Raw genomic sequence first — 26582 nt, forward strand, 5'->3', positions numbered from 1 at the left:
GTCACAGATACTTATAGTAGTAACTAACAGCTACGAAAAAGAGCCTTGGGCAATCACTAGGATTGTTCAAGGCTCTTTTTCGTAGCTTATTCTTGTGTTTGTTTCAATGCATCCTGATCAATTGTCAGTTTCACCGTTGCTGTTTGTTTTTTCGATTGACGGTAGTAAGTAACTTCCATCGTGTCGCCTACTTTCTTGTTATAAAGCGCACTTTGTAAGTCTGTTGTTGTTTCAATTGCTTCGCCATCGATTTCTGTGATCACGTCGTATTTTTCAAGGCCAGCTTCTTCAGCAGGTGTTGCTGTTTGTACGGAACGAATCACGACACCTGTTGTCAAGTCTTCCGGCGTTTTCAAAATTTGTTCTCTTTGTTGTGTAGAAATATTTGTCATATCGACCATTGTTACGCCCAATGCCGGACGAGTCACTTTGCCGTCTTTTTCCAATTGGTTGATGATGTTCACTACATCATTACTAGGGATCGCAAAGCCCATCCCTTCAACGCTGACAGAGTCGCTAGATTGAACGATCTTCACAGAGTTGATCCCGATGATTTGACCTTCAATATTGACTAATGGACCACCTGAGTTCCCAGGGTTGATCGCTGCATCTGTTTGGATCGCATTGATATTGATTGTTTCGCCATCGTCGTTTTGGTTGGTGATATTTCTGTTCACAGAAGAAATGATCCCTTGTGTTACAGAGTTCGCATAGTCTGAACCTAAAGGAGAACCGATTGCAATCGCAGGCTCACCGATTTTCAAGCTGTCAGAATTTCCGAAATCGGCAACAGCATCGATTTTATCTGATTTCACTTTGATTACAGCTAAGTCAGTGTAAGAATCTGTACCGACAAGCTCACCTTGAACTTTCGTACCATCATGAAGGACGATTTCCAATCCTTGTGCACCACTGACTACGTGATTGTTGGTTACGATATAAGCTGTGTCGCCATCTTTCTTATAGACAACACCACTACCTTCGCTTGCTGCTTCTAAATCAGCATCGTCGTCGGATGTGTTAGAATCGGAGTTTCCGTTTTGTCCCCGTTCATCGAATAATCCGCCGTATAAACCAGAAGTATTTTGACTAGCACTTTGCATGTTGATAACTGAAACCACCGCATTTTGTACTTTATCCACAGCCTTGGTGATATCACTGTTCACATTGACATTCACATTACTTACTTTTGTGTCGCCACTATTGTCTGTTGGTGTCAGTTCAGAAGTGGTAGAGTTGTTGTTCCCCATATCTGTCACAGCGTAAAGTCCGCCGAACGCAAGAGAACCCCCAAGCAATCCACCGACGATCCCGATTCCAAGTCTTTTCATTAAACCACTTTTATTTCTATTTGAGTTAGGTGTAACATCTTTTCTATCCATTATAACTTCCTCCGATATTTTAGTATTCATTAATGACTATGTATATAAACCCTGTAAAAAATTCTAAGCACAAAGTTCATCAGGACTCATATACTAGTATAGCTTTTCTTGACTCTTTTAGTCTACAAGATAGCTTTGAACTTTTTATGAACAACATGAGTAAATTTTCATATAGATGAGAAAAAAATTCCCGGATTTATGAAAAAATAAAGAAGAAACATGTGGAAAAAACGGACAAAAGTTATCCACAGGTTTGTGGATAATGTGCATAAATTTATATGGGAATATGTGTTTGTATTGAAAAAGTTGTAAAAATAACCCTGAATGGGGATGGAATCTGTGGATAAGTCTGTGTATATGTGTATAACTTTGTGGAAATACTGTGGAATACGAAATCTCTTCATGATAAAATTGTTGATAAAGATTATGAGAAAACTCGGGAAGATGTGAAAAAATGCGAATTAAAATAATAACGGTCGGCAAATTAAAGGAAAAATATCTGGTGCAAGGTATCAACGAATACCTGAAACGCCTGCAAAGCTACAGCAAAGTCGAAGTCATCGAAGTACCGGACGAAAAAGCGCCGGAAAAACTCAGCGACGCCGAAATGATCCAAGTCAAAGACAAAGAAGGCGACCGCATCCTCGCCAAACTGTCTGACCAAGACTACCTGTTCGCCTTAGCCATCGACGGCAAACAGCCAAGCAGCGAAGACTTCGCCCGCGATATCGAGCAGCTCGGTATCTCCGGCAAATCCCAGCTCGCCTTCGTCATCGGCGGCTCACTGGGGCTAAGTGATAAAGTATTAAGTAGAAGCAATCAGAAAATCTCCTTCGGAAAGATGACTTATCCACACCAGCTGATGCGACTGATTTTGGTAGAGCAGATTTACCGGGCGTTTCGGATTCAGAAGGGGGAACCGTATCATAAATAAAATTTGTATTTATCCTTATTTCATAAGGGTTTATGCTATGTTCAACAGTTAGATAATTCAAAAAGGGGCACAAAAGGGGCAATTAAAGCTCGATTTCTTCGAGGGCTTCTATTATGTCCCTTTTCATTTCCTCAGTAACATGGGTATAAATTTTCGTTGTTATTTCTGCATCGGTATGGCCTACCCGTTCCATGATGGCCTTTATAGGTATTCTCTTTTCTGCCAGCATTGAGATATGAGTGTGCCTGAGAATGTGGGAAGATAGGTTTTTATCAACGCCAGCATGCTTCGCTGCACGCTTCAATGAATCGTTAAAATTACATATAGCTATAGGGTTGCCAAGAAGACTTGAGAAAAAGAAACCTTTATCAGTGAAGCGCTTGGAAGTATTCAGTTTGTTTTCCAACTTGCAGTCATTCAATATATCCACAGCACGCTGGTTCAATTCTACTTTTCTGATAGCTGCGGCAGTCTTGGGTAAAGTTTTGTGTAGCTCAGGGGTTCCCTTTGTTGTATAGTCCAGTGTTCCATCAATGTTCAATATATTACCATTCAAACATGAATAATCTAAGGCGATAGCTTCGCCAAAACGTACGCCAGTAAGCGCCATAAACTCAGCCAAATCTGCAAACCGTTTACTTTTAAATAAGTTACGCTGAATAAAGAGAATTTTTTTCAGTTCGTCTTTTTCCAGATATTTGTTTTCAATTTTTTCTAAGTCTTCATATTTCATTGCCTTCTGGTGAATGGTTACGTCATTGACTGGGTTGTGTTCGATCAGGTTTTTCTTTCGTGCATGCTCCAGAATAATTCTGATAAGCGATTTACAATTTTTCACAGTGGAAAGTGAATAATTATCTTCATAGTATAGTTTATCTAATCCTTGTTGAATTAATGGGGTGTCAATATTCTTCACAATTATATCGTCTTTCAGGAATCTGCGAATGAGCTTTACATTCCATTCGTTGCGCCAGTAGGTTGTTTCTTTGACGGTATGCTTGTATTTTTCCAGCCATTCTTCAAGGACGTTTTTAAAGGTGTCCGATCCTTCTATTTTAATAGATAGCCGCTTGCCTATTTCCTCATTCAAGTAGCGTTGAGCTTTATTCTGTGCCTGTCTTGAATTACTCAAAAGCGTAACTGATACAGTCCGATATTTTTCTGTGTAAGGGTCAGTGTACCTTTCCCGATACTTAAATTTGCCGTCAGAAGTTTTTTCCATCCACATTGTTCATACACTCCTATTTGTGTTAAAATAGGCATAGCAAATAAGCCTATTTAGGTTTTATTTTGGTGATGCACATTCTCGTTCTTGGTCGGAGGGGAATGTGCTTTTTTTATTTAAATATATCCCAAATGCTGAATGATGTTTTTTTGTAAATTTTATTCTTTATAGCCCTCTTTGGATTTTTTACAAGCCCAGTCCCCTTTTTTCCATACATGGGAATGATGGCTTTTTTTACTTTCCGTTTGGCCTTGCCAGTTGTTCTTGCTTTAAATGATTTTTTAATACTAGGCTTTCTTAAACCAAATTTCATTATTTACTCACCTTTCATGCCACATTTTTATAAACTATAAATGACTTGAACTGCTTTTCCGATAATTCTTGCAGGTATATCTTTGGTAACAACAATAGGCTGGTAATCTGGATTATCTGCAATTAGTAACATAATTCCATTTTGCCTTTTTATTCTTTTCAAAGTAGCTTCAGTGTCTCCATTGACCTGAACGGCTGCAATTTCACCATCTTCAACTTCTGGCTGTAATCTTATTAATACTTGAGAGCCATTAGGTATTCCTGGACTCATGCTATCGCCACAGATGTTCAGGGCGACGATCTCACCAGAAGGAAGGCTGGAGCCTACCATTGGAATGTATTGCTCAATATTCTGCTCTGCAGTTATTGGTTTTCCGGCAGCAATCTCACCTAAAACGGGAATCTGTACAATTTTATCTAAGAAAACAAGATTAGAAGGCTTATCGAAATCAATCCCCAAGAGGTACTCAGGCTTAACGTTGAAAGCTTTAGCGAAGTCATCAACCCTATTCAAAGGAAATTCCCTCGTTCTATTAAAATATCTAGACACAGCAGATTTTGCCATATCTACCCGTCGGGCAATTTCACTAATAGATAGCCCCTTTTCATCTTTTAGTTGGTCTAAGATGTCCATTATTTCATCGTTTGATCTCATTCTTTCACCTCTCTAATAAGTAATATCTAAATGATACCACCGTTCCCAAAAGAGTGCAATAGATACCGGAATAAAAGTTTTTTGAATCTTTTTAGGAGTTTTTCGTTGACAGTTGAGAACGAAGGTGTTAAATTGTTGTTGTACCCGAAAGAGAACGGAGGTGGAACGAATGACATTGGATTTAAAGAGGCTAAAAGCTGAACGTATAGCAAAAGGATTAACACAAGATGAAATGGCTGAAAAAATGGGATGGAATACCAGAACACCATACGCCAAGCGGGAAAATGGTATTGTTTCTATCGGTGCAAATGAATTGGTAAAGATGGCAAGTATTTTGGGGTACGAAAGCGACAATCTAGGTATTTTTTTTACCGATAACGTTCCCGATAGAGAACGAAAACAACCAGCATAAAGGAGGGGTGAGCATGCCGACCAAATCGAACTGTGACCGGATCCTTGAAATCATTCGCAGGGATCCGGACAGGGAAAAAACAGAGTACATGACCAAAGAAGTTGTACTGAAAAAAATTGATGGATTGAAGGCAGGAACATTGAATGATTACATTGCAGATTGCCGGGACAATTATCCAGTAAAGCATACGATTTTGAACCCGTCTCATAAGGTTTGCCTGATTCATTATGGGCAATTTGAACAATATCTGCAATGGCGATCTGACAATAGACTGAAAGCGAGAAAGGAGAAAGTTTCATGAAGTACACAACAAGGATCACACTAGCTTTATCTATTTTAGCAATGGTATTTGTATCAGCATTTTTCTTTAGAACCTGGGAGGCCTTCATTTTGACTGTATACCCGCTTTGTGCTGGTTGGGTCATTGGTGAATGTATCAATATTCCAGAGGCTAAGGTGAAAACCAAGTGGCGAAGGTTTAAGGATTCTATAGCGATCAGGATTATCAATTTTGCTGACTTTATAGGAAGGAGGTAGTCAAATGTTGACAGCTGCACAGAATCATTTAGTTAGGGAAGCAATCAGGGAAAAGGCCCATAACTTGGGTCAGATTATCCAACATGAAAGTGCCAAGCCGTTGGGGGATCAGAACTTGAAGCAACTTGATTCTCTTACTGCTGAATGGCATGAATACAACAAGATTTATGACGAGCTTGTGAGAGTGGGGTGCTGATATGGCTGCAAAGACGTGGACCACAAAGGAAATTCAGTATATCAAAAAAAGTGCTTTATTGGCTGAAACCAATCACGTATTGAATGCTGATCAGATGGCCGAGAAGCTTGCTCGTTCAATCAAATCGGTAGAATCAAAGATTTATAAAATGCAAAAGGATGGGGATTTGCCATCAATTGATAGGTCAAAAGCTTTTGATGCGGAGAATAGGCCTTTTACACCTAAAGAGGACAAACGACTAATTTCAATGATTAAACTGGGCGCTGGCTATGAAGAAATAGGCGAGGCCTTGGGAAGAAATAAAAGTTCGGTTTCTGGCAGATTGTGGCGACTTAGGCAAAATGGGAAACTAAAGCATTACTCAAAAAGCACATGGTCCGATAAGCAAGTTCAATTGATCATTGAAAATATTAAGTTTGATGAAAATGGTTTTGTCTCAAATTATGCAGAGTTGGCCCAGCTAACCAAAAAGCGACATACCCAAATTCAGCAAAAAATTTCAAAGCTTAGAAAAGATGGATTAATCACTGTTCAGGCTGATAGAACCAAAACCAGTGTGAAATCTAAGCAGGCTATGGATCAATTTAATTGTGCAAGATTTGGAAAGAGAATGGAGGATAAACCAGTGACAGAGAAGGTTGCCGAAACGAATGTGAAAGTAGAAACACAGTCAAAAGTGGTGCAAATGATCATGACAGTAGTTGTCGCCGGTAATGAAAAAACGATCAATTATTTCTCAATGGAAGGCGAGTTGTTAGCTGCAAAAAAGGAGGCAATTGAATGATTGAGTTAGTCACAGCAAGCGGCTTGCGTAGATCTGTTCAGTTCGAAAGGATTGTGGATATTTGCGAGTTGCCAAAGGAAAAACGATCTTCTGTGGTGATTTCACTTTCAACTGGAGAAGTCATTTTTGTTGCAGATTCTTACGATGAAGTTATGGACAAGTATAGAAACGAAAAAAAAGAGCCTGTACCGTCAGCAAACGATACAAGCCAGTAAATAAATAATAGTAAAGACATTATAGCATATTTTGAAGGAGTGAAAAACCCTGGGAAAAAGAATAAACAGATACCGGATAAAAATTTTGTACAACGATGGTGGAAAGCTTTCTGTGAATGGCCGTGTAGATGTTTGGAAAGATAAGGAATTTAAGGATGATATGGAGCGTGTGAAATTTATTCTTGATCGTGCCCGTATTGGCTGGGATGGATTTCAAGCATTTAATGGTGAACGATCAGAAAACAAGGTTATCCAAGCAGTAAACGATGACCAGGCAGAATTAGTTGAATGTAAACAAACATATTAGGAGGGAAAACATGACTTCAATTAAAATCAACAAACTTGAGATCGAAAACGTGAAACGTGTGAAGGCGGTAAAAATAGAGCCGTCTGCAGCAGGTCTGACAATTGTAGGCGGAAACAACAACCAAGGTAAAACCAGCGTTCTGGATGCAATTGCTTGGGCGTTAGGTGGCAACAAATATCGGCCAACTCAGGCAAGCAGAGAGGGTTCAGCAGTTCCACCACATTTGCATATCGTAATGAGCAATGGCCTCATTGTAGAGCGTAAAGGCAAGAACAGCGATTTGAAGGTTATTGATCCAGAGGGCAACAAAGGTGGTCAGCAGCTTCTAAATAGCTTTGTGGAAGAGCTTGCCATTGATCTGCCCAAGTTCATGGAATCAACCGGGAAAGAGAAAGCTCAAACGCTGCTGCAGATCATCGGAGTAGGTGAGCAGCTGGCAAAAATTGAATACGAGGAAAGTCAGCTATACAACCAGCGGCATGCTATTGGCCAGATCGCTGACCAGAAAGATAAGTTTGCTAAAGAACAGGACTACTTCCCTGATGCACCCAAAGAGCTTGTTTCTGTATCTGAATTGATTCAGCAGCAACAGCAGATTTTAGCCCGTAACGGTGAAAATCAGCAGAAACGGCAACAACTGGCTCAGATTATCCAGAAGGTTGAGGCTGAAAAACAGCAGATCGAAAGCCTCAAACAGCAGTTGTTCATTCTTGAAAATGATCACAATTTAACTTTGCTTGATTTGGAAGCAGCACAAAAAACTGCGGCGGATCTCCAGGATGAATCAACAGCAGAGCTTGAAAGAAATATCGCTGAGATTGATGAAATCAATCGGAAGGTTAGAGCAAACTTTGATAAGGATAAAGCCGAGGAAGATGCTGCAGCATATCGTGAACAGTATGGCATTTTGACTGCTCAAATTAGTGGTTTGCGACAGGAGAAAACGGACTTGCTGAATAAGGCTGATTTGCCGCTGCCTGGCCTATCAGTCAATGAAGGTGAGCTGATCTATAACGGCCAGCAATGGGACAATATGAGCGGATCAGATCAGCTGAAAGTCTCAACGGCTATTGTACGGAAGTTGAAGCCTCAATGCGGGTTCATTCTTTTGGATAAGCTGGAGCAAATGGATATGCTGACACTCAAAGAGTTCGGACAATGGTTGGAACAGGAAGGACTGCAGGCAATCGCAACACGGGTCAGCACTGGCGATGAATGCAGCATTGTGATTGAGGATGGTTATGTGAAAGATGCTGAAACCATTCCAGCTGGTTTGACTGAAGGGGCAACCAACGATGCTGCAGAAACAGTGCAGCCAACACAAACATGGAAAGGAGCAGCATTTTAATGAATATTACAAGCGGTAAAGTGGCCAAAGCACAAAAGGTCGTGTTATACGGCGTGGAAGGTATCGGGAAATCAACGTTCGCAAGTCAGTTTCCGGATCCGTTGTTTATTGATACGGAGGATTCAACACTGCATATGGATGTGAAACGTTTTGACAAGCCAACGAGCTGGACCATGCTTATGCAACAAGTTTCATACGTCAAAGCCAATAAGCCGTGTCAGACTTTAGTTATTGACACAATCGATTGGGCCGAAGAAATATGTAAGCGGCATTTGATCGATTCAAATGCTGGATGGACCGCTATTGATGCGGAGGGTTATGGCAAGAAATTCGTTGCCCTGGCAAAAGAAATGGGGGGCTTGCTGAACTTACTCAGTGACGTTGTAGACAGTGGAATAAATGTTGTGATCACTGCCCATGCAATGCTGCGGAAAAAAGAAGAGCCTGACGAAATGGGTGCCTATGATCGTTACGAATTGAAGTTGGAGAAGAAAACAGCGCCCATCGTCAAAGAATGGGCCGATGCGGTATTGTTTGCCAACTATAAGACAACGATTATCACAGATAGCAAGACGGACAGCAAAAAGGCAACTGGTGGCCAACGGATGATGTATACAACCCACCGGCCAGCCTGGGATGCTAAAAACCGCTGGGGGTTAGCTGAGGAATTACCATTTGACTATACACAGATCGCTCAGGCGTTTGCTCAAATGACCATTCAACAGCCTACAGCAGCACCAGATTCACAGTTTGATATTGCTGCAGCTGCACAGGCCATGCCAGTAGAAAATGCGCCGGATCTTTCACCAGAAAGAGAGCAGCAGGCTGTTCCTGAAAGCATTCCCCAATCTGTTGCTGATCTCATGGCCACCAATCAGGTGACTGTTGAAGAGATCATGCAAGTTATTTATCAAGGTGGCTTCATGCCAGCCGATACACCACTGGATAATATCCCGGCCGATCTTTGGGGCTACTTAGCAAGTAACTGGGGCAAGGCGCTGGATTTATTAAATACACAAATTAGAAAATTTTAGGAGGAACTTTTAATGAATAATAACGAAAATGAATTTTTAGACTGGAATAGCGGCTTTGTGGCCGAAGAAAATAGTTTCACTCTTTTACCAGCTGGAGAGTATCAATTTACCGTGACTAACTGGGAAAGAAAAAATTATGACGGGAACAGTGACAAGATCCCGAACGGTGCCCCGTATGCAGAAATCTCTATGGAAATAACTGCACCAGAAGGGAAAACGGTAGTTAAGGAACGTCTATACATGATGAAAAAATTCCAGTGGAAACTGACAGAGTTTTTCGCTTCTATTGGTCAAAATCCTATGATTGGCCAGCCATTCAACCCGAATTGGAACACTGTTTTAGGAAGTATCGGCCGAGTGAAGCTTGAGGTTAACACGTATACAAGCCAAGGGGAAGAAAGAAAAAATAATCGTGTAAAAGAGTTCATTAAATCAACAGCAGCAGTGGCACCACAGCAACAAATTTTCAACCAGCCACCACAACAGAATTTTAACCAACAACCAGCACAGCAGAACTTCAATCAACCTACTCAACAAACAATGCAACAACCACCACAGCAAAATAATGGCTTCACTCCTGGAGCGTTTTAAATCTATGAAAGGGCGGTTTTACCGCCTTTTCTTGAATGAAGAAAGTAGGGATTAAATGACTATCAAATGTGAATATGGTGATGTGATTAGCGTTGAAGAAACTCATTCTAACCACATAAAAATAGAAATGTATGAAGAGGATTCGGGGGCATATGTTGAGCATACCTATTTGACCAAAGACCAAGCCCGTGAATTGATCATAAAGCTGCAAACAATGGCAGAAAAGATGGAGGATTAAGGAGGCAAACAGTTGAAACTTAGACCATACCAAGACGAATCAAAAACAGCCGTTCAAAATGAATGGAAAGAGGGAAAGAAAAGAACGTTGTTAGTGTTACCCACAGGCTGTGGAAAAACGATTGTTTTCAGCAAGATCATTGAGGACCGTGTGCGCTTAGGTGAAAGGGGCCTGGTGTTAGCCCATCGTGGTGAATTACTTGACCAAGCTTCAGACAAGCTGGAAAAGGCCACAGGATTAAAGACTGCCACCGAAAAGGCAGAACAAACCAGTATAGGCAGTTTTTTTCGTGTAGTAGTCGGATCTGTTCAAACGATGCAGCGAGAAAAGCGCCTGAGTATGTTCCCGCCGGATTATTTTGATTTCATTGTAGTTGATGAAGCCCACCATTGCATATCGGATGGCTACCAGCGTGTATTGAAGCATTTTGAATCTGCTAACGTGCTGGGCGTAACTGCCACGCCAGACAGAGGAGACATGCGAAATTTAGGCAGTTACTTTGAATCATTGGCTTATGAGTATTCATTAGTTCAGGCAATTAAAGAAGGCTATTTGTCACCGATCAAAGCGGTAACTGTGCCGCTTAAACTGGACCTGTCAGGGGTTGGCCAGCAGGCCGGAGACTTCAAAACCAAAGACTTAGGCACGGCCCTGGATCCGTACCTGGAAAGTATCGCAGATGAAATGCTGGAATACTGCAAAGATCGCAAAACAGTGGTGTTTCTTCCTTTAGTGAAGACAAGCCAAAAATTCACGGATATTTTAAATAGAAAAGGATTCAAAGCTGCAGAGGTAAATGGAAATAGTGCTGATCGTGCGGAAATCTTAGAAGATTTTGACAAGGATAAATACAACGTTTTGTGTAACTCTATGCTGCTCACTGAGGGCTGGGATTGTCCGAGCGTTGATTGTGTCATTGTGTTGCGGCCCACTAAAGTGCGGAGCCTATACAGCCAAATGGTTGGCCGAGGCACCCGCCTATTTCCTGGAAAGGAAAACCTGTTGCTTATTGATTTTCTATGGCATACAGAGCGCCATGAGCTATGCCGCCCGGCCCATTTAATCGCTGAAACCGAAGAAGTGGCTAAAAAGATGACTGAGAACATTGAAGAAGCTGGAATGCCCCTTGATTTGGAAGAGGCAGAGGTGAAGGCTTCAGAGGATGTTATTGCCCAGCGTGAGGAAGCATTGGCCAAGCAGCTGGCTGAAATGAAGAAACGAAAACGCAAGCTTGTGGATCCGCTGCAATTTGAAATGAGTATTCAAGCGGAGGACTTATCCAGCTATGTTCCGAGCTTCGGTTGGGAAATGTCGCCACCATCGGATAAGCAGGTGCAGGCACTTGAAAAATTCGGCATTATGCCCGATGAAATAGACAACGCCGGTAAAGCTTCACTGTTGCTTGATCGTTTGAACAAGCGAAAGGCTGAAGGTTTGGCCACACCTAAGCAAATACGTTTCTTAGAAGGTCGAGGCTTCAAGCATGTGGGTACTTGGAACTTTGATGGAGCAAAAAATTTGATCGATCGGATTGCTGGGAATGGTTGGAGAGTTCCGGCAGGTATTGATCCTAAAACATATAAAGATTAGGTGAGAAAATGGCGAAAATAATGTATGAGGTCAAATTATACACTGATAACATGCCCTTGTATCATAACAATCTTAGATATTGTGGCAGGTTCAGTGGTGGGGAGACATTTAAAAAACTATCAGAAGCAGAAGAATACGCAAGAAATATTGTGAAAAAGTATAAATGGCTTTCTGGTGGATATGCTCACATTGTAAAAACAACGTACCTTGGTTTTATTGAAGGGTATAAAAATGAGCATGTAAAGGAAATTGAATACAAAGGAGAATAAGCCAGGATGCAAAGAACGCTAGATTTAACTGAATTACTAAACTACATTGATCCAGCAAATCTGGATTATCAGGAATGGGTCAATGTAGGGATGGCCTTAAAGGAAGAAGGGTACACGGCAGAAGACTGGGACGAATGGAGCCAAAGCGATGGCCGTTATCGTCCCGGCGAATGTCTAAAGAAATGGGAAACATTTAAAGGTACGGGCTTGCCAGTCACAGGTGCCACAATCACGCAGCTGGCCAAAGAAAATGGCTGGGAAAGTTCTTATTCTGATGATGATTCTTTTCTTGATTGGAACGATAGTTTTATAGCAACTGATGTGGATAAAGGCTATAAGCTTGTGAAAACTGATTGGGTCATGGGAAAAGAGATCAAGGAGCCAAAGCATTGGGATCCTTCAAAGGAAATAATCGATTACCTGGAAACTGTTTTCTCTCCTGGTGACATTATCAGCTATGTATCAGATGGCTATTTAGATAAAAAGGCCGATGGTACAGAGAAATGGTTGCCAAGAAACGGCATTTATACCCGGACAGCTGGAGAGATCATTGAAGCATTGAGAAAAAATAATGGCGATGTTGGTGCAGTCTTCGGTGATCCCAACCTGGCTTGTGGTGCTTGGATCCGTTTCAATCCTATGGACGGTGAAGGAACCAAAAACACTAATGTAGTGGACTATCGTTATGCCCTTGTGGAATCAGACAGCATGAAAATTGAACAGCAAAATGAAATCCTCAGAGAACTGGAGCTGCCAATTGTGGCATTGACTTATTCAGGAGGGAAAAGCCTTCATGCGATCGTCAAGGTTGATGCAGTCAATTATCCGCAATACCAGGAGCGGGTGGATTATTTATATAAGATCGTTGAAAAAAACGGCCTTAGAGTGGATAAGCAGAACAAGAACCCTTCAAGGCTCACAAGGTTGCCTGGGTTCGTCCGGGGAGATCAAAAGCAGTTCATTATTGCAAAAAATATCGGTAAAGGATCATGGGAAGAATGGCAGGAGTATATCGAGGACATGAACGATAATCTGCCAGATCCGGAAAGCTTGGCCGATCTCTTTGATAGTGAAATTGTGCTGGCACCAGAATTGATCAAGGGCGTTCTGCGCCAAGGTCATAAAATGCTGATTGCTGGACCGTCAAAAGCCGGCAAGTCGTTTCTATTGATGCAGTTGGTTATTGCGATTGCAGAGGGGAAAGAGTGGCTAGGGTTTCCATGCACACAAGGAAAAGTGCTTTATGTCAACCTTGAGCTTGATTCAAATTCTGCCAAAAATCGGATAGTTGAAATTTACAAACGATTAGGCAATGGCCATGCTAATGTATCAAATATAGATATCTGGAATTTACGGGGTAAAACAAGCCCGATGGATAAGCTGGCACCTAAGTTGATCAGACGTGCACAGAAAGCTGGGTACATTGCTGTGGTGATCGATCCAATTTATAAGGTATTAACTGGAGACGAAAACAGTGCCCATGAAATGGCCAACTTTACGAATCAGTTCGATAAGATTGCCACAGAATTAGGTTGTGCAGTGATCTATTGCCACCACCACAGTAAAGGTTCCCAAGGTGGTAAGAACTCAATTGACCGGTCTTCTGGGTCCGGCGTGTTTGCCAGAGATCCGGATGCTATTCTTGATCTGATCGAGCTGCCTGTTACTGAAGATAGGTACATGGTCCAGGAGAATCAAGCGATCTGTGACACCTACGCAAAGGCAATTCAAACCTATAACCCCTCATATGATTCAATAGGCCTTGATGATTATTCCAGTAAAAAGCAAATGGGGCACCATTTAATGGCAGCAATCCAGGCACAACCAACGTTGGCCATCATTGAACAGGAACGCCAGAAAGCTGTTGAGGCAGCAAGGCAGTGCAGTGCTTGGCGATTGGATGGCACGCTGCGGGAGTTCCCAAGATTCAAGACGGTAAACGCCTGGTTTAAGTTCCCGGTGCACGTACTGGATGATTCACTGCAGGATATCACCCTGGAGGATAACCCGAAAGAGAAATGGAAAAAAGGTACTCAGAAATCAAATGAGAGCCGGGCAGATAAATCAAAGCGTGAACTGGAAGAGGCCTTTAATATTCTGAGTGAAGATGGCAGCCCGGTAGACGTTGAACAGCTTGCAGACTATTTGGAAATAGCACGAACTACTGTTTACACACGTGTAAAAAAACACGAAAAGTTTAAAGCAGAAGACGGTTTTGTTTCTAAAGAAAATGAAAAATGATTGTCGTATCTATTTAGCCCTGACAAGCTCCGACACAAGACAACTTGCGTTAAAGGCTAAATAGCTCCGACAAGCTCCGACAACTTTTAGAAACCCTGTCACACCGCTGTCCGCTATTCTTGTCTACTCTCCCTTTTCAAGGGATAGAGTAGACAATAGAATGCAGCGTGACAAAATTTGGAGGCGACAGAGAAAAAAAGAAATGGCATAGACCAGAATAAAATAACATGAAAGAGGGATATTATGAATGAAATCCAATGGCGTAGAACTCACTTCGCTATAAAGAAGGATGGAAAATATAAGCACTTTCCAGCACAGAACTACAATACTGAGCTGAATAAAAGCTGCCTGTTCCTTAGTGAAGAGGCAGCCTATCGGAATGCCTCAATTTATGATGAAGTGGTTCAGGTTGAACTTAGAGAGATACCTAAGGAGGAATGGGCTAAATGGACGAAATAAAAGTGGCAGGTGTCACCTATCAAATTAAAGAGGTCCCAGTGGTAGAAATTGAACGGGATAAAAATTTTCTTGGGTTCTGTGATCACGACAATACTGAGATCCATGTTTTGGATGAACTCAGCGACCAGAGAAAAGACGATGTGCTTTTTCATGAGCTAACCCATGCAATTTTCTTTGAGGCCGGCTATGACGATCAAGACGAAGACATGATAAACCGGGTAGGGAAAGTTTTTCATCAAGTAATCAAAGATAATTTTCACAGGAAGGGGATAGCGTAATGAAAGCATATGAAGCAATGAAACTGATTGACGAATACGGGGCACATAAAACTCTTCAATCTGTTTTTGAAAGTTTTGGAAGAGAATTTGAGTGTCCTCAGTGTAAAGGGACTGGCTTTTATCAGAAAAAAGTAATAGTGCCTTATCCATCGGGGCTCCCTGATTCCGGATGGGTGCCCGATACGATTGAATATAAGAGAACAGAATGCAACTTGTGTGGCGGTCATGGTTGGTCTGATCATGAATACAAGCCAAAAATGGTGCAGGAAGGTTGGGAGGAAATTAAATCATGAACGAAAACCAACAAATAGTGTTTACCTGGTTAAAGGCGTGTGTGGATGTTGACGGTGATGTTCCAATTAAAGCAATTTTTATTCTTGGCGATCTATGGCAAATGAGAAGGTTCAACGATCAAGAGGCCATAAGAGTGGATAATGCTTATGCAGAGTTAACTGAGTTTGAGCAATATGAGTTGCTTGCTGCTTTTGCAGAATGGGGATCAAAGAAGTTTTGTAAAGACTGCGGTTGTGAAATGGCTGTTTGTGCTGATGGTTGGAAAGATCAACGGAAATGCTGCCCTGACTGTAAATGTACGAAAGGGGAATAGGTCATGACATGGGCTGATAAGTTAGAAGGTAAAAAGCAACAGGCAAAAAGATTGATGGATAAGCTGCCAGGGCCAACACCTACACTTTGGTATTATGTAGGCGGTTCAGACTTTCCGAAAAAGGAATCTAAAGAATTATGGGATTATATCGAATCACTGCAGAAGAAGGTGAAACAAGATGAAAAAAATAATTAGTATCATTCTATCCTGTGGGTTAGGTTCGTGTCTTTATAACTTATGGAATGGGGAGCCATTAAGAGCTGCGGCCTTTTCTGGTTTAGTCTCCTTGGTAGTTTTAAATTATATGTTTTGGTTTGATCAAGATAGAGGTGATAAAAAATGATTGAGTTTTTCATGCCTATGGCCAAAGTACCAACCACTACACACCAGCAAAAACAGGTTCGTGTGGTCAAAGGGAAGCCGGTATTCTATGAGCCAGCTGATCTGCAGGCTGCACGTGCAAAATTGACAGCTCACCTTGGCCAGCATGTGCCAGATAAAAAGTTTACTGGAGCTGTTCAACTTGTGACAAAGTGGTGTTTTCCGGTAAAGGGTAAGCACGTACATGGAGAGTATAAAACCACTAAGCCAGATACCGATAATTTGCAGAAGCTTCTAAAGGACTGCATGACTGACCTTGATTTTTGGGTGGACGATGCACTTGTGGCCAGTGAGATCACAGAAAAGTTTTATGCTGATCTGCCAGGTATTTATATTCGGATTGAGGCGATCGGATGAATTACAAAGCGTTTTTTCAAGACGTGACTATTTGGATGGACCAGATCAATGAGGTAGTACAACGCCATTCGATTTTCACCGATGAATACTGGGATCATGTTGTGAAGTCTGCTGGAGAGCTATGCAACAAGTACGGCAATCATGAGCTAGTAAAGCAGCAAATGAGCATGCTGATCGGGTACCTGGATCAACAATATAGGAAGGCGAAGGGGGGAGCCGATGAAACGAATGCACAAAAACGGGTTTGAGAAGGTCCGGGATCTCATGTTTGAATATCCGTACTTTGAGGATCACTTGCGTAAGCTTGGAAATAATAATTCAGATGTGGCTATAAAATTGGCCGAAACGCAGCAAGCCATCAAAGGCTGCATGGATAACGAACCAGATGAAAACCTAAAGCGATTTATTGAATGCTATTACTTCAAGCGGTACAGTATGAATAAATCTTTGAATGAGGCACATTATTCATGGTCCTCTATCAAACGAAAGCGAAAAGCCTTTTTCAAAAAGGTAGCCCAGGAGTTAAGTATTTACTGGGAATAAATGTTGAGCCTTTTTCACTCAACTTTCATGATATAAAGGGTATATGGTAGATGCGTTTTGCTGAAGCCATATACTCCTTTTTTGTTTTGGTACTTCTGTACAACTGATTCATATTTAATACTTCCTTTTTTCCCTTTGCACTACCATTTTGTGGTGGTGCATTTTTTACATAGTTACAAGAATAGAGGTGAGACAATGGCATTGACGGAGAAACAACAGATTTTTGCAGATGAATATTTGAAGGATTTAAACGGCACGAGAGCTTATAAAGTAGCCTATACCAAGGTGAAAAAGGATTCTGTTGCAGCGGCAAATGCAAACAGATTGCTAAGAAATGCTAAGGTTCAAACGTATATAGATGAACAGCTTGAGCAAATGCACAATGAACGCACTGCAGATGCCCAGGAGGTATTGGAGTATTTGACTGCAGTAATGCGGGGTGAGGAGACAGAAGAAACCCTGGTGGGAATAGGAGAAGGTGCCCAGGCAAAAATTGATATAGGGGTGGGTGCCAAAGACAGGATAAAGGCCGCCGAACTACTGGGCAAACGTCATGCGTTGTTCACTGATAAAAAAGAGATCAGCGGAGAAGTCGGGGTGACGTTTGTTGAAGACGTACCAGAAGAAGACTAGACCGGAAATACGAATAAAAATGGCGTGGGCCTTGGGTAAAGGGTACAACCGGTTTTATCATTGCCGGAACTTTTTCCGAGTAGTCAAGGGATCCCGTGGGTCCAAGAAGTCCAAGAACACAGCACTGTGTTACATTCACGACATTTTAAAATATCCATGGGCGAATTTGCTTGTCGTCCGGCGGTTTTCAAATACAAATAAGCAATCCACCTATTCCGATCTGAAGTGGGCATGCAAAAGGCTCAAGGTTTCCCATCTATTCAAGTTCAATGAATCGCTGCCAGAGATCACGGTGAAGGCAACTGGCCAGAAGATTCTTTTCAGGGGTCTGGATGATGAATTGAAAATCACATCAATCTCAGTTGACATTGGTTTTCTGTGTTGGGCATGGTTTGAGGAAGCTTATCAGATCGAGAGCCAAGAGAAATTCGATACAGTTGTGGAATCTATCCGGGGTGGTGTCGAGGCTCCAGATGACTTTTTCAAGCAGGTAACGTTGACCTTCAACCCGTGGAGTGAGAACCACTGGCTGAAGAAAGAATTTTTTGACGAGAAAACGAAACGGCCGGACACCTTTTCAACAACGACAACCTTCAGGGTGAACGAATGGCTGACGGATGATGACAGAGAGCGCTATGAGCGTGTATTGGAAGTTGATCCGCAGCGTGGCGCTGTTGTGGCCAATGGCGAATGGGGCATGACCGATGGTGTTGTTTATCCGAAATGGAAGACGTTCACCGGCACACCTAAAGGCCTTGTTAAAGTCACGGGCCTTGACTGGGGGAACGATAATGGTTCAGGTGATCCAACCGCAATCGTTGATATCTGGATTGATCCAGTCAACATGAATTTATATGTGCGGCAAGTGGCCTATTCTAATACATTGCAGCTTGAGCAGGTCCCAGCGTATTTGGATCATGATACAAAAATATATGCAGATACCAACCTAGGTGTGGCCAATACTTATTTGAAAAATCGTAAGTATCAAGTAAACCCGATGAAAACGGCCAAACACAAAGGGAAAATTGATGATGGAATAAAAACAGTGAAGCTGTTTAATATTTACATTGATGAAATGAGCCGGGACCTTATCGGGGAAATAAGCGGCTATGTCAAGGATTATGATGATATTAAAAAGAAATCTGAATACATTGGAAGTCACCATTTATTGGATGCCATGCGTTACGGTGTCCGTGGTTGGTACAACCAGGAAAGTAGAGGGAAGCTTTAATGGCAGACGTAAATTTTACAGATGAAAACATGGGCGAAGCACCTGAGAATGGCACACCGATTGGCCAGACAACAAAGACCGGAGAGATCGCAGCCGCTACTGCAGGAGAAGGCCGGCGCTTTCCATTTATGGATAGCAAGCAGGAAATGCAGCGTAAGATCCGGGAGACTATTCAGCAAAGTAAAAAGTTTAGTGCTGATGGTGCATACAAGCCCCACCGGTTTATTATTACAGATAGCATTGAAAGTTATTTGAAAGAGAATACAGGGCGGCTGGCTATCAATCACAGCTTTGGAATAAACAAGTATGGTGTGTATGTTCCATTCGATAAGAAAGCCGTGAAGTTCTTTGCTTCAAGTATCAAGTGGACGAACACAACCAGCCTGACTTATAAGATCATGAAAAATACTTTGATGAAGGGATATTGTTTGGTTTATTCGGTTTCTGATGTGAACGAGGTAACTGATTATGAACCTATTTTTGATACAAGCGATAATTTAATAGGTTTGATCGATGATAACGGGGATGTGCTGACCGATGGCCGCCGCTATGTTTATGATGACAAGAAGGGGTATACGTCCCAAGAGGAATCATTTTCTATTGAGTGGTACAAGCTGGTGAAGATTGACGAAATGAAACCAGTGTACGCCGATGCAATCAACCTGATCAATGCTTATACAGACAGCTTGAATGATAACGGTTCAAGCTTGAAGGCGTTCGCTGAAAGCATTCTGACGATTACCGGCATAGACAGCTCACAAGGGATCACACCGGAGCAGCTGCAGGCCATTGGTGAAGAAGCTATAAACGTGTTGGCCTTTGAGCACCAAATTTCAGGTGATGGCACATTTGGCTCAACGCCCTCAGCTCAGTTCATTGCCCCGCCCCTAAACACTGAAGCTCGTGAAAGCTGGTCAAACCGGATCCGGAAAGAAATTTATTCAACGCTGAATATGCCGGACTTTGAGCAGGTGGCTGGGAACGTTTCAACCGATACAATAAGAATTTACTTGTATGAAACTATCCAGCTGGCAAAAAGCCTGGCAGATGATGTGATCGATGTATTTAAAGAAATTCTGAACGATCAGGAACTTTCATATGAGATTGAGACACCTCAAAGCCCAAATGAAAATATGGAGGCTTTGAACGATATAAGCTATTTGAGCGATGAAACAAAAATCCGGCAGGCATTCCCTGAGTGGTCAGATACCCAAGTTGCTGAAGAACTGGCCAGACTTCAAAACGCTAAGATTTCAGACAGCGACCCGGTGGCATTGGTCAACAGCTTCATAGGGAGTGAATAGCCGTGGATGATTCAACAAAAAAACAGCTGGCATTGTTGGCTATTGCTTTGGCTTTCAATGATCAGTTAGATACCAGGCTTGTGGCGTTGTTGGCCCTATTGAACTTTTACGGGAATGACAAGAAAGATGATAAGACTATTCGGGAATCAATCCAGAAGATGGTCGGAGCCAGTTCAGCGGATCCGGAAGAGTTAGCCGGGGCTATTGTTGAATGGGTAGTGCCTGGTAATAAATGGTACCCGTATGAAACCCGTGAAAAGTTTGAGATCCAATTGAAAAGGGCTTTAGTGAACGGGCTATTCAAAAACGATACAAGTGAAGCCTATAAGGTGGCAAAGCGGTTTTCCAGCAGTGTAAAACTGTTCCATCGGATGCAGGTATTTGCTGAAGCGAATTACAACGTACTGGATGCAGCAACAGCCGGTGAGTATGGTGAGAGTGAACGAGGTGGCCTGGTCATTTGGCGGGCAAGAAGCCAAGCCGATGGACCTTGCCAGGAATACAACAGACAGATAATGACAGTCGAAGAGTTCAAAGCTCGCTATCCTGTTCATTATAATTGCATGTGTACGGCGGAACTGATTCCTCCAACCATGAGCGACAAAAGAATAAAAAATTTTCTACTTAAAAAACAACGGGAGGCTACAACATGACTGAAGAAGAAAAGAAAGAACTGGAAGAGTTAAGAGCACAAAAGGAACAGATGGAAGCAGCGCTGAAAGAAAAGAAATACAGCCAAGCGGAATTGGATGCTGCAGTGGCAAAACGAGTGGCCTCAGCGACAGCCGACCTTGATGCAAAAATTAAGAGTATTCAGGAATCAAGCATGACTGAGCAAGAATTGGCCAAACAACGCCAGGCAGAGGAAACAGCGAAGACACAGGAATATATTGCCAGCCTGGAGCGTGAAACACGTGTGAATTTTGCTCAATCATTGTTGGCCACAAATGGGCTTCCAGCTGATCAGCAATTTGCAGAGCCTTATGCAGCCTTTGATAAAGAAACGATCAAGTTGCAGATTGAAGCTCAAGCGAAAATGATTTCTGAGGCAAAGCAGGCTGAAATTGATCGCCTGGCCAAAGAGAATGCACCAAAATCGAAGCTGCCTATCAATCAAGGCGGAGGCAATCCGGCCAAACCAAACTATGTGGATCCTCGTAGTATTTTAGAATCCCAAGGGTTTGTGTAAGAGTGAGCCTTTTTCACTCTACTTTTATGCTATTGTACTTATTGAAAAGTCGAATATTTCCAACGGCTATATAGTTGCGATGGGTGCAGAACTAGCATTTGAGCGGGTAGAATACTGTGATAATGCGTGTCAGTTTTAAATATAAGGAATAGTGAGCGGTACATTACCAACGGCGAAAGCTTGCGATGTGTGTTTCTCTAGGGACCGGACGGGTAGAATACTGAAAGGGACCGCACGAATTATATTTGGTAAAGGCTGATAATGTGAAGCAAACTACCAATGTTATATATGTTAATGTGCTTATGCGGGTAGAATACTGTAGCAGCATGGATGAATGGCGTATTTAGATACGTTGTTTGCCCATGCTGTTTTTTTGTTTAAATAATCGGCTTAAATAAAAAAGAAAGAGGGTAAATTTTAATGCCTTATCAAATTTTAGGTAACAACGAACTGACACAAAAAGAAGACGGCAGCTATGGTTTTGAACTAGATGGCCAGACTAACTATAATTCCCGTGCAATGACACTGGGACGAATTTTGACACCGGAGAGCGGCAACGGCAGCAATAACAATGGGTTGATTCCGTTGAAAGGTCGTGGAGATATTGAAGCTTATTCTGTATTGAGCAACCAATATATCCCATTGACTAAATATGACGAAATCAACGGGGTTCTTGATCTGCACGGATATGCTACACGTGAATACACAGACGGCTTGAGCTATAAGCTTTCTAGCGGTTTGGTTCTATCAAGTGCAGCACACTACCGTTCTGCAATCAACAAGAAATTTGACTATCAAGCAATTTTCGGAATCGATGAGGACCCAGTTTATAACTTACAGGGCACAATCCGTGAACCGAACTCAGTATTTGCGAAAGCCAAAAAGAATGCGGCAGCTGGTTTTGGCAGCCAATTGAAAGCAATTTTGGATGCAGTGGATATCATTTCCGATGCAGGAGGCCAGCCAACTGTTATGCTGCAAAGCTTATCAATGTTTGAACTGAATGAGTTCACAGCGCTTATTCCTGGTGAAGTATGGACCCATGCAACCAGTGATGCCCTATTTGTAAAAATGCCAGGTATGCGTGAATTGGCTAGACTGACAGGGTTCACACAAACGGGTGATACACAACCATGGATCGTGTTTGACCGCAGCCGCTTGTTTGTCGGCAAAGTTGGCGATGTTAGCCTGGAAATTTCAAACTCAGCTTACGATCCACATGAAGGATTCACAGGGAACACCGGCACAGGTGCATACAACAGCCCGGCTTCTTCCACTGGCGTTTCTTACTGGACGAATGACAAGATCGGGGCACGTGCGATCGCTTACCTTGATTATAAGTTTATCGATGAAAGCGGCGAACTGGCTTATACAAACTTGTCTGACTTCACACCCGCACCCTAGTGGCGCTCGTTTTGATGAAACGAGTTACGACAATGGGAATTTTAATTGAAAGGACTAAAAAGACATGGTATTAAAAACAACGGCTTTAGATATCACAGGAATCTCACCAAATGATTCTGCGTTTTTCTTCCGGATCTATTCCATGAGAAATGCAATGCCAGCCTATCGTTTGGAAATGGTTAGCGACTTTGGTTATAGCTATGAAAAAGGAACAAGCAGCTCAACAACACGAACAACCAGAGGGGTTCGCAGTGTGACAACGCAAAACGGAGACGACACGAAAGATTTGACCTTTACAACGTCCGAAACCGTTTCAGTCGAGGCCCATGAATTGCTTGAGTGGGCATTTAGAAACAATGAGCTTGTTGAGATTTGGGAAGTTACGCCAACCGTTACAGCTGACGGCCTGACCATTCTTGACAACAACGGCACACCGGTGCCAGAAGGCTGGATGCCTGATAAATACTGGGTTGGCCGAGTAAACAGTGATAACTACAGCAACAACGCTGGAGACGATAACCGCACACATGAGTGGGGCCTTAGCCTTGAAGCGATGCACGATAAGTCATGGGTTGAGCCTATTGAATGGATCATTTCCGATGCAGAAACGTATCCAAATGCTTCTCTTAAAAAGTACACAGATACAGACAACCCAACGAATACTGTTCGTGATCAGCATGTTGGTGTAGAGGCAGAGCCAAGCGATGATGATTCGCAATATGCACATGATCTGACGACAACGCCACCAACACCTGGACCATAGAAATTTAATAAAGACATTTAAGGGGTGGCAATCTGCTCGCCCCTTGAATTTTGAAAGGAGAATAGATCATGGCTACACCAAGTAAAACACGTTCTCAAATTTTAAATGGCTGGGGCACTGCTGACAGCGGGCCGATCAATCCACAGGAAACAATCTTTTCTGCCAACATTAGAGCTTTGGTTGAATCCACAAAATGGATTGACGAGGGCATTGATTCGATCACCACCAACGCTGAGAACGACATTTTGACGATCGTTTATGCAAACGGATCTACCCAAACGGTCAACTTGCCAAAGTATGTTGAAACGGTTGAGATCACTGAAGGTGTTATAACCTTCAAAGACGTTTCCGGCAATGTGTTGGCAGTCTCACCAAAGTTTGCAACCTTTGCAGAACTGGAGAGTGAAGCCACAGACCGGAAAGCGGCAGATATAGCCCTGGCAGCTGATTTGGCTATTGAAACCAAAGCCAGACAAGATGCTGACACTGCTTTGCAGGAATATATCGATGATGAAATAGCCACAGAGAAAGCGGCTAGAAAAGCAGCTGATACCACACTACAGGAAAATATCGATGCTGAAGCAGCGACAAGAAAAAGCGCTGATGATGCCGAGGCAACAACCAGAAAGGCTGCAGATGACCAACTGGCTGCAGACCTAGCGGCAGAAGCCACAGCACGCTCACAGGCTGATGTGCAGCTTCAAGCAAATATCAATGATGAAGCAGCTGAAAGGATTGCAGAAGATGGAGCCATTCGCTCAGAGTTAGCCCAGGAGACGACAGAACGCAAGGCAGCTGATACTGAACTTCAAACCAAACTGATTGCAGAAGAGACGGCCAGAACTCAAGGGGATGCGGATTTGCAAACGCAGATCGATACATTCCAGGATAAGTTGGATGCTGAGGAAACTGCCAGGGTAGATGGAGATGAAACCCTTCAAACTGGAATTGATACCATTAACAGTACTCTATCTTCATACAGTGATCGCTTGGATAAGATCGAGGCAAAAACCCAAGTTCAGACTTACAACTTTGATGATACCAACGCTCATGTTATTTCTATGGGGGAAATTTCATTTATTACACGGGCAAACGGTAGTAACTCAAATGGATACCCAACCATTCACTTATTTGCTAGAAATGACACTGAAAATGACATGGGCATTGGTTTTGCCGGATATGTGGAATATGACGGTGCAGCTACCCAACAAACAAATTCAGATTATTCAACGATCGCAAGTGGCAGTGAAACAAACAGATTTGACATTGACAATATCGGACTTGGTTATGGATCTTCCAATGAGTTAGGGACAATCAATTTTACCGTTGCAACTTCCGTGGGAAGTGTTTTCAAAGTATTAGTCACATGTCCTTCATTTGGATCTAATGGGGTTAAAACAGTAGCTTTCACAGTCCAAAGAATTAGTGATGTGATTGTTTCATGACCGAGCAGATCATTATAACCACCATTACAGTTGCCGGCACAGTTTTAGTGGCCTTTGTTACTGCTATACAATCCGGCAATAAGAAAATCCTTGATCGGCTTGGTGAATTTGATAACCGGCTTGAGGGGATAGATTCAAGAGTTGAAAATGTCACCGATGATCTGAAAGAAATTAAAAGAAGTAACCTACAGGCCACAATTTTTCGTCTGATTGAAAAAGCTTATCGAGATAAGAAGATTAGTGACAACGATTTGAGTGAATTATTCAAAGCCTATGACGAATACAAGGGCCATGGTTGGAACTCACATACAACTGTGAGGGTCCGAAAATTTGAAGAAGACTTGAGCAAAGGAGTGATAAGCCTTGATGAAAAACGTATCAAATGAACGTCTATTGTCGTTAGTAACTGGGACATTATCAGCAGGTGTGATTTTATACATTAGTTTAGCCGGTGTATTCAACTGGCCATACGCTGAAGAAGTCCAGAAGGTTGGCGGGATCGTTGCTATCTTCGTCAATTCAATGTTTGCTGTTTGGACTGGTGTAAAGGTAGGTGGCGAACATGGACGAGATCCAAGCGATTAATTATGCAGACGTTCGTGCTGAACTTTTGACATTGACCGGGGTTGCTGATGAAGAGGGTGCCGATGATCAACTGGAACAAGCATACAAGCTGGCCAGTGGGTACCTGTATTCATTAGTTGCTGGTGAAGAAGTAGACACAGTGAAATTTGAAGCTTTAAGCCGTATCGCACTGATTGAGAGCGCTGTGTATCGTTTCAACCGTTTAAGTGAAGAGGGAATGAGTTCCCGGACACAAGACGGTGAAAGTATCACCTGGGAAGCGGACCCGCTTTCTAAATGGGAAGACAAAATAAAAGACACAATCAAAAATAAGGTTAAGCATTGGAAGCTGATTATGGCCAGCACACGGGATGACACAAACACAAGAATGGATCTTGGCTATCGTGTCCCTTTGTTGGCCAATGGCACCTGGTATTATACGAACATTCTTGGTGGTGGTTAATGTGGTTTATAATCAAACAATTTTTTATGAATCAGAGAAATCTTCCTATGATCCGGCCACAGGCAATCATGGACCTAAAAAATATGATGTTCCTTATCTTCATGTTGATATCCGCTGGAGATCAACCGGAGGGCTGGACGGATCCGGAACAGAATTTGAATACCGGGAATTTATCAGTGTGAAGTCGCAGCGGCCGATCCCTTTTAAGATGATGAAGTGGGGCGATACTATTTTCAAACCGATCAAAGGATCTTATAAAAAAGTGGAGCGTGGCCGGGGCAGAAAATGGCATTCGTGCCAGTTCATGGAGGTAAAACATGGCTCAACGGAATTGGGAACATAACCCGTTATTTTTCTACAATGCAATTCGTGCAGCTGTTGAGAGCAGCGGATTATCTGTTGCTGATTCTCCTGAAACTTACGAAGGTGAGTTGCCCTATGCCTGGATAGACCAAATAAATTTTGATCGAACCCAGGTGGCTGTGCGTAGTAGCCGACAAGGTGACATTTACGACTATTCAGCTGTGGTTCATGTGTTTTTCCCTTGGGACAAGCAAGGCGACATGCTGCAGGCTGTGTGGGCGATTGATGGGGCTGTTCAGCAGTCAATCAGATCTGATTTAAATTATCGAATTATCAGAGAACAGGACGGCACCATTCATTGCCTGTTAAATATCAAATAATAGAGGAG

At 42.5% G+C, this 26582-nt stretch carries 40 protein-coding genes; 36 read left to right on the forward strand and 4 right to left on the reverse strand.

The window, feature by feature from the left end:
- Nucleotides 1-86: 86 nt before the first annotated feature.
- Nucleotides 87-1382, reverse strand: a complete 1296-nt coding sequence (locus A5888_RS14550) for a S1C family serine protease (protein WP_086348745.1) — start codon at nucleotides 1380-1382, stop codon at nucleotides 87-89.
- Nucleotides 1383-1836: 454 nt separating this feature from the next.
- Here A5888_RS14550 and rlmH point away from each other — a divergent pair, with 454 nt between their 5' ends.
- On the forward strand, nucleotides 1837-2316 hold the full coding sequence (rlmH, locus tag A5888_RS14555) for a 23S rRNA (pseudouridine(1915)-N(3))-methyltransferase RlmH (protein WP_086348746.1): 480 nt from the start codon (nucleotides 1837-1839) through the stop codon (nucleotides 2314-2316).
- An 82-nt stretch (nucleotides 2317-2398) separates the two neighbouring features.
- Here the strand turns inward: rlmH and A5888_RS14560 are convergent, their stop codons facing one another.
- From A5888_RS14560 to A5888_RS14570, 3 genes are all read right to left on the reverse strand, one after another.
- Nucleotides 2399-3544: a tyrosine-type recombinase/integrase gene (locus A5888_RS14560; protein ID WP_086348747.1), complete on the reverse strand. Its 1146-nt coding sequence runs from the start codon at nucleotides 3542-3544 to the stop codon at nucleotides 2399-2401.
- 109 nt (nucleotides 3545-3653) lie between these two features.
- Nucleotides 3654-3854 carry a hypothetical protein gene (locus tag A5888_RS14565; protein WP_086348748.1) on the reverse strand — a complete coding sequence of 67 codons (201 nt, stop codon included), beginning with the start codon at nucleotides 3852-3854 and terminating at the stop codon, nucleotides 3654-3656.
- A 27-nt stretch (nucleotides 3855-3881) separates the two neighbouring features.
- On the reverse strand, nucleotides 3882-4508 hold the full coding sequence (locus A5888_RS14570) for a LexA family protein (protein WP_086348749.1): 627 nt from the start codon (nucleotides 4506-4508) through the stop codon (nucleotides 3882-3884).
- Between the two features lie 169 nt (nucleotides 4509-4677).
- On the opposite strand from A5888_RS14570, the gene A5888_RS14575 reads away from it, so the two are divergent.
- From A5888_RS14575 to A5888_RS14745, 35 genes are all read left to right on the forward strand, one after another.
- Entirely contained in the window at nucleotides 4678-4920 is a 243-nt protein-coding gene (locus tag A5888_RS14575) for a helix-turn-helix domain-containing protein (RefSeq protein WP_086348750.1), read from the forward strand.
- A 13-nt stretch (nucleotides 4921-4933) separates the two neighbouring features.
- Nucleotides 4934-5221 carry a hypothetical protein gene (locus A5888_RS14580; RefSeq protein ID WP_086348751.1) on the forward strand — a complete coding sequence of 96 codons (288 nt, stop codon included), beginning with the start codon at nucleotides 4934-4936 and terminating at the stop codon, nucleotides 5219-5221.
- Nucleotides 5218-5457: a hypothetical protein gene (locus A5888_RS14585; protein ID WP_086348752.1), complete on the forward strand. Its 240-nt coding sequence runs from the start codon at nucleotides 5218-5220 to the stop codon at nucleotides 5455-5457. Before A5888_RS14580 ends, A5888_RS14585 begins: the two co-directional genes overlap by 4 nt.
- Before the next feature lie 4 nt (nucleotides 5458-5461).
- Nucleotides 5462-5653: a hypothetical protein gene (locus A5888_RS14590; protein WP_086348753.1), complete on the forward strand. Its 192-nt coding sequence runs from the start codon at nucleotides 5462-5464 to the stop codon at nucleotides 5651-5653.
- Between the two features lies 1 nt (nucleotide 5654).
- A complete protein-coding gene (locus A5888_RS14595) occupies nucleotides 5655-6437 on the forward strand; it encodes a helix-turn-helix domain containing protein (RefSeq protein ID WP_086348754.1) in 783 nt (260 codons plus the stop codon).
- Nucleotides 6434-6652 carry a hypothetical protein gene (locus A5888_RS14600; protein ID WP_086348755.1) on the forward strand — a complete coding sequence of 73 codons (219 nt, stop codon included), beginning with the start codon at nucleotides 6434-6436 and terminating at the stop codon, nucleotides 6650-6652. Before A5888_RS14595 ends, A5888_RS14600 begins: the two co-directional genes overlap by 4 nt.
- A 112-nt stretch (nucleotides 6653-6764) precedes the next feature.
- Nucleotides 6765-6959: a hypothetical protein gene (locus A5888_RS14605; protein ID WP_139843841.1), complete on the forward strand. Its 195-nt coding sequence runs from the start codon at nucleotides 6765-6767 to the stop codon at nucleotides 6957-6959.
- A gap of 10 nt (nucleotides 6960-6969) precedes the next feature.
- The gene (locus tag A5888_RS14610) at nucleotides 6970-8307 is read left to right on the forward strand and encodes an AAA family ATPase (protein WP_086348757.1); all 1338 of its coding nucleotides are present in this window, start codon (nucleotides 6970-6972) and stop codon (nucleotides 8305-8307) included.
- Nucleotides 8307-9341, forward strand: a complete 1035-nt coding sequence (locus A5888_RS14615; RefSeq protein ID WP_086348758.1) for an ATP-binding protein — start codon at nucleotides 8307-8309, stop codon at nucleotides 9339-9341. The genes A5888_RS14610 and A5888_RS14615 overlap by 1 nt, the downstream gene beginning before the upstream one ends.
- Nucleotides 9342-9353: 12 nt before the next feature.
- A complete protein-coding gene (locus A5888_RS14620; protein WP_086348759.1) occupies nucleotides 9354-9932 on the forward strand; it encodes a hypothetical protein in 579 nt (192 codons plus the stop codon).
- 55 nt (nucleotides 9933-9987) lie between these two features.
- Nucleotides 9988-10170, forward strand: coding sequence for a hypothetical protein (locus A5888_RS14625; RefSeq protein WP_086348760.1), 183 nt, complete (start codon nucleotides 9988-9990; stop codon nucleotides 10168-10170).
- 12 nt (nucleotides 10171-10182) lie between these two features.
- On the forward strand, nucleotides 10183-11760 hold the full coding sequence (locus A5888_RS14630; RefSeq protein ID WP_086348761.1) for a DEAD/DEAH box helicase: 1578 nt from the start codon (nucleotides 10183-10185) through the stop codon (nucleotides 11758-11760).
- Between the two features lie 8 nt (nucleotides 11761-11768).
- The gene (locus A5888_RS14635; protein WP_086348762.1) at nucleotides 11769-12029 is read left to right on the forward strand and encodes a hypothetical protein; all 261 of its coding nucleotides are present in this window, start codon (nucleotides 11769-11771) and stop codon (nucleotides 12027-12029) included.
- A gap of 6 nt (nucleotides 12030-12035) precedes the next feature.
- Nucleotides 12036-14270 carry an AAA family ATPase gene (locus A5888_RS14640; protein ID WP_086348763.1) on the forward strand — a complete coding sequence of 745 codons (2235 nt, stop codon included), beginning with the start codon at nucleotides 12036-12038 and terminating at the stop codon, nucleotides 14268-14270.
- A gap of 243 nt (nucleotides 14271-14513) precedes the next feature.
- The gene (locus A5888_RS14645; RefSeq protein ID WP_086348764.1) at nucleotides 14514-14729 is read left to right on the forward strand and encodes a hypothetical protein; all 216 of its coding nucleotides are present in this window, start codon (nucleotides 14514-14516) and stop codon (nucleotides 14727-14729) included.
- Entirely contained in the window at nucleotides 14717-15007 is a 291-nt protein-coding gene (locus A5888_RS14650; protein WP_086348765.1) for a hypothetical protein, read from the forward strand. The genes A5888_RS14645 and A5888_RS14650 overlap by 13 nt, the downstream gene beginning before the upstream one ends.
- Entirely contained in the window at nucleotides 15007-15300 is a 294-nt protein-coding gene (locus tag A5888_RS14655; protein ID WP_086348766.1) for a hypothetical protein, read from the forward strand. Before A5888_RS14650 ends, A5888_RS14655 begins: the two co-directional genes overlap by 1 nt.
- A complete protein-coding gene (locus A5888_RS14660) occupies nucleotides 15297-15614 on the forward strand; it encodes a hypothetical protein (RefSeq protein WP_086348767.1) in 318 nt (105 codons plus the stop codon). Before A5888_RS14655 ends, A5888_RS14660 begins: the two co-directional genes overlap by 4 nt.
- Before the next feature lie 3 nt (nucleotides 15615-15617).
- The gene (locus A5888_RS14665) at nucleotides 15618-15809 is read left to right on the forward strand and encodes a hypothetical protein (RefSeq protein ID WP_086348768.1); all 192 of its coding nucleotides are present in this window, start codon (nucleotides 15618-15620) and stop codon (nucleotides 15807-15809) included.
- A gap of 144 nt (nucleotides 15810-15953) precedes the next feature.
- Nucleotides 15954-16352 carry a RusA family crossover junction endodeoxyribonuclease gene (locus A5888_RS14670; RefSeq protein WP_086348769.1) on the forward strand — a complete coding sequence of 133 codons (399 nt, stop codon included), beginning with the start codon at nucleotides 15954-15956 and terminating at the stop codon, nucleotides 16350-16352.
- Nucleotides 16349-16600: a hypothetical protein gene (locus tag A5888_RS14675; RefSeq protein WP_086348770.1), complete on the forward strand. Its 252-nt coding sequence runs from the start codon at nucleotides 16349-16351 to the stop codon at nucleotides 16598-16600. The genes A5888_RS14670 and A5888_RS14675 overlap by 4 nt, the downstream gene beginning before the upstream one ends.
- On the forward strand, nucleotides 16572-16895 hold the full coding sequence (locus A5888_RS14680) for a hypothetical protein (RefSeq protein ID WP_086348771.1): 324 nt from the start codon (nucleotides 16572-16574) through the stop codon (nucleotides 16893-16895). Before A5888_RS14675 ends, A5888_RS14680 begins: the two co-directional genes overlap by 29 nt.
- A 195-nt stretch (nucleotides 16896-17090) precedes the next feature.
- Nucleotides 17091-17528, forward strand: a complete 438-nt coding sequence (locus A5888_RS14685) for a terminase small subunit (protein WP_086348772.1) — start codon at nucleotides 17091-17093, stop codon at nucleotides 17526-17528.
- Between the two features lie 19 nt (nucleotides 17529-17547).
- A complete protein-coding gene (locus A5888_RS14690) occupies nucleotides 17548-18759 on the forward strand; it encodes a PBSX family phage terminase large subunit (protein WP_086348773.1) in 1212 nt (403 codons plus the stop codon).
- The gene (locus A5888_RS14695; protein ID WP_086348774.1) at nucleotides 18759-20063 is read left to right on the forward strand and encodes a phage portal protein; all 1305 of its coding nucleotides are present in this window, start codon (nucleotides 18759-18761) and stop codon (nucleotides 20061-20063) included. Before A5888_RS14690 ends, A5888_RS14695 begins: the two co-directional genes overlap by 1 nt.
- Before the next feature lie 2 nt (nucleotides 20064-20065).
- Nucleotides 20066-20716, forward strand: coding sequence for a hypothetical protein (locus tag A5888_RS14700; protein WP_086348775.1), 651 nt, complete (start codon nucleotides 20066-20068; stop codon nucleotides 20714-20716).
- Nucleotides 20713-21252, forward strand: coding sequence for a DUF4355 domain-containing protein (locus A5888_RS14705; RefSeq protein WP_086348776.1), 540 nt, complete (start codon nucleotides 20713-20715; stop codon nucleotides 21250-21252). The genes A5888_RS14700 and A5888_RS14705 overlap by 4 nt, the downstream gene beginning before the upstream one ends.
- A 420-nt stretch (nucleotides 21253-21672) precedes the next feature.
- Entirely contained in the window at nucleotides 21673-22656 is a 984-nt protein-coding gene (locus A5888_RS14710; RefSeq protein ID WP_086348777.1) for a hypothetical protein, read from the forward strand.
- A 64-nt stretch (nucleotides 22657-22720) separates the two neighbouring features.
- On the forward strand, nucleotides 22721-23419 hold the full coding sequence (locus A5888_RS14715; protein WP_086348778.1) for a hypothetical protein: 699 nt from the start codon (nucleotides 22721-22723) through the stop codon (nucleotides 23417-23419).
- Nucleotides 23420-23487: 68 nt separating this feature from the next.
- Nucleotides 23488-24864, forward strand: a complete 1377-nt coding sequence (locus A5888_RS14720) for a hypothetical protein (protein ID WP_086348779.1) — start codon at nucleotides 23488-23490, stop codon at nucleotides 24862-24864.
- A complete protein-coding gene (locus tag A5888_RS14725; RefSeq protein ID WP_086348780.1) occupies nucleotides 24861-25250 on the forward strand; it encodes a hypothetical protein in 390 nt (129 codons plus the stop codon). The genes A5888_RS14720 and A5888_RS14725 overlap by 4 nt, the downstream gene beginning before the upstream one ends.
- A complete protein-coding gene (locus A5888_RS14730; protein ID WP_086348781.1) occupies nucleotides 25231-25449 on the forward strand; it encodes a hypothetical protein in 219 nt (72 codons plus the stop codon). The genes A5888_RS14725 and A5888_RS14730 overlap by 20 nt, the downstream gene beginning before the upstream one ends.
- Nucleotides 25427-25891, forward strand: coding sequence for a phage head-tail connector protein (locus A5888_RS14735; RefSeq protein WP_086348782.1), 465 nt, complete (start codon nucleotides 25427-25429; stop codon nucleotides 25889-25891). Before A5888_RS14730 ends, A5888_RS14735 begins: the two co-directional genes overlap by 23 nt.
- The gene (locus A5888_RS14740) at nucleotides 25881-26234 is read left to right on the forward strand and encodes a hypothetical protein (RefSeq protein WP_170924748.1); all 354 of its coding nucleotides are present in this window, start codon (nucleotides 25881-25883) and stop codon (nucleotides 26232-26234) included. The genes A5888_RS14735 and A5888_RS14740 overlap by 11 nt, the downstream gene beginning before the upstream one ends.
- Nucleotides 26209-26574: a hypothetical protein gene (locus tag A5888_RS14745; protein WP_086348784.1), complete on the forward strand. Its 366-nt coding sequence runs from the start codon at nucleotides 26209-26211 to the stop codon at nucleotides 26572-26574. Before A5888_RS14740 ends, A5888_RS14745 begins: the two co-directional genes overlap by 26 nt.
- The last annotated feature ends 8 nt before the right edge of the window (nucleotides 26575-26582 follow it).

The organism is Enterococcus sp. 9E7_DIV0242 (assembly GCF_002140975.2).
GTDB lineage: Bacteria > Bacillota > Bacilli > Lactobacillales > Enterococcaceae > Enterococcus_L > Enterococcus_L clewellii.